3 protein-coding genes are annotated in these 3,041 nt (G+C 34.1%); all 3 read right to left on the reverse strand.

What is annotated here, in order from left to right:
• Positions 1-198 (reverse strand): hypothetical protein (locus J7K39_08035; protein ID MCD6179839.1); only part of this gene is annotated, 198 nt, incomplete at its 3' end.
• Between the two features lie 231 nt (positions 199-429).
• Positions 430-2,109 carry a T9SS type A sorting domain-containing protein gene (locus J7K39_08040; GenBank protein ID MCD6179840.1) on the reverse strand — a complete coding sequence of 560 codons (1,680 nt, stop codon included), beginning with the start codon at positions 2,107-2,109 and terminating at the stop codon, positions 430-432.
• 22 nt (positions 2,110-2,131) lie between these two features.
• Positions 2,132-3,041, reverse strand: a 910-nt coding sequence (locus J7K39_08045; protein MCD6179841.1) for a hypothetical protein, incomplete at its 5' end; no start/stop codon positions are given.

Below are 3,041 nucleotides of genomic sequence, written 5' to 3' on the forward strand. Positions count from 1 at the left end.
ATATTTCCACGTTCCCGCTTCCATTCCCATCACCACCATAGTTCCATTTTCATTAAAATCGGTAATAAAATAGGGCTCTTGAATACCATCTGGAGTTTCGGCTTTAGTCATTAACCAGCTGCCAATTAATTTTTTTGTTTGCGCATTTGCTAGGCTAGAAAATGCAAGCAGTATTATGAGTATTGATAGTTTCTTCATTTGTTTAAATTTTTCTTGTGTAGAATCTATTGTCTTTAAAGTAAAAAAGGTTTTAAAGCGTACAAATATAGTTTACATTCTAGAATAAAGTTACGCGGCTTGAATTCGACATTATTTAACTTGAATGCGTTTATATAACAGATATATTTATAATCTTATTTATTCTCTAAAAATACTGCCTGAAAAATCAGACAGCGTTTTACACTATACATTTAGAATTAAAAATTGCGTTTATTTCCTAATGATTGTTTTAGAAAATGACTGTTTATCCGTGTTGATTTTAACGAGATAAACTCCCGACTTAAAACCAGATAAATCTACAACCAAATCGTTTTGCACATTTAATGTTTCGGAAAAAATCTGTTTGCCACTGATATCATAAACTGCATAATTCACTTTTTGTGCTGAATTATTTTCTAAGTCGAAATGAACAAAATCTGTTGTTGGGTTTGGATACATACTAATTTGCTGATCTTCTAATTCTGATAGACCAGTAACATCTTCACTAACTAATTTGTACAATTCAAAACCAGTATTTTCTTCTATATCGGCTTGAAAACACAATTGATTTTTTAAAACAAAGAAAGTACCAAAATAACGCTCGTAAGTTTTAAATGTAAAATCTTTAGCTTGATGAGCAACCGGCGTTTCTGTAGACGATCCCATTGAATATAAATAAGGCTGTCCGTAGGCACTTGAATTTAATGTAAAATAAAACCGGTTATTCATCACTAACAAATCTCTTGGGTTCCAAGTTCCATTATCACTATGTCCATAATAAAGAACCGTTCCTTCAGCAGTTCCATCACTTGCCCATAATTGAGTTCCACTATCTGAATTTTTAGCTGCAAAAAACACTTTATTATCATAAACACATAAGAAGCTGGGAGTACTACTACTTGTTCCTGAATTAATATCTTTCACTAAAACCGTTCCGGCCTCAGTTCCGTCCGTTTTCCATAATTCATAACCCGACTCTTCTGTTTCTCCTTTAAAATACAATTCACCGTTGAGTTCCACCATTTTGTCTCCGTAAGGTGCTCCCCAACCTGTGCCCGGATTAATGTCTTTTATTTCCATTGTTCCAGCCTCTGTTCCGTCTGTTTTCCATAATTCTAAGCCATTATCCAACTGACCTTTAAAGATTAGCATATCCTTAAAAACCATCATTTCTTCTGTTTTTGGCCTTTCATTATCTGGAAGATTACTCAGTCTGACTGTGCCAGCACCCGTTCCGTCGGTATACCATATTTCATAATTATTATTATTTGTTTTGGCCACAAAGAAGAGTAAATCGTTAAAAATGACGAGCTCTTTTGGATAAGAAGATTTTCCATCTTCAGATAAAATATCTTTTACCAAGACAGTACCTGCTTCTGTTCCGTCTGTTTTCCATAATTCAAAGCCTCTGTCTGAACTGGATTTTGCGGCAAAGTATAATTCATCCTTATAAGCAATAAATTTTGTCGTACTCGTAGGATTTAATGATCCTGATCCTCCTTCATAAATATCTTTTACCATTGCTGTTCCCTCATCGGTTCCATCAGTGCTCCACAATTCAAAACCGTGACTACCATCTGTAGCTCGAAAATACACTTTGCCATCAAAAGCACTAAAATATTCTGGAAATCCAGAAAGCGGACTGTCATAATTATCCGTTCCGGTAGTGATATCTTTAACCATATAGGTTCCCGTAGCCGTTCCATTTGTGCGCCAAAGTTCGTATCCTGCATCATCACTCCACATTTGAAAAATCAGAATAGAATCTCCAATATAGGCGTTATCTGTACCTATGCTGTAATAACCACTACCCGCTTTTGTATCATAAAATTTAGCTATCTTTTCATTTTGTGCAGTACTTATCATTGTGCTAAACAATAAGATACTTAAAGTTGTAAAAATATTTTTCATGATCTTTTTTATTTTTCTTTTACTATTTAATCTCTTTCAATTCGTAAACAGAATAATGTCCGAAATTACCAGGTTGATCTTCAATAATTTTAGCATAAACACCGGGTTTGTCTTTTATCATCCACGCTTTTTTACAGGTATCAAAATCACCCATTATTTCTAAAACAAGACATTGAAAAGTGCCTGCTGGAGTAGTGATTTCTTCCTCACCTGAAATTCTAAAAGTATCGCCTTTTAAAGGGAAAAGTATATCGCTATAGTTTTCGTTTGAACGTAATTCGGTATCGTCTGGTAAATTATAGCGGTCGTAACCATTGAATATAAAGTCTATGCTCGCTCTTTCTTCGTCTAAAGTTGCAGATACATCGGCCTTTAGTGTTTTACTTTCAAAAGTCTCGGCATCTTCAATCAAAACAGAATATTTGTACACCAATTGATTTACATTTTCTAAATACGTTATCAAATCGTAATAATTTGACCAAGGCAATTTTTCTTCCTCTCCCTCATATTTGTAATCACCATCTTCGGTATAAAAATCATCTTCCGTAAAAGTGAGTCGTTCAATTTGTATGTTGCTTGCTTTTATCTTATCGGCTGTAAAAATTTGTCCCTTATTGTTTAAAATAAATTTGTTTTCATCTAAACTTACAATCGTATTCATCCCGTTAAAATTATCCTCACCGCGTAAGCCAATCATAATTAGCGACATTTTTTCTTTATCAAAAATCCAAGTCCCATTTAAGCGAGACTCCACGCCAGGTTCTTTTTCAACAATTGAGAATTCATCGGGAGCTGTAAAAGTAAGATACAATGTAACATCTGGATACGGCTGGTCTTTAAATTTCCACTTTCCGATAAGACCAGAATTTTTATTGCACTCAGAAATACGATCTGCATCTACTTTAGTATAATAGAGCTTAGCTCCATCTTTA

The organism is Bacteroidales bacterium, from assembly GCA_021157585.1.
Lineage (GTDB): Bacteria > Bacteroidota > Bacteroidia > Bacteroidales > UBA12170 > UBA12170.

Excerpts from the sequence above, each read along its gene's own strand:
- J7K39_08040 (MCD6179840.1), bottom strand. The coding sequence starts at position 2,109 with ATGAAAAATATTTTTACAACTTTAAGTATCTTATTGTTTAGCACAATG.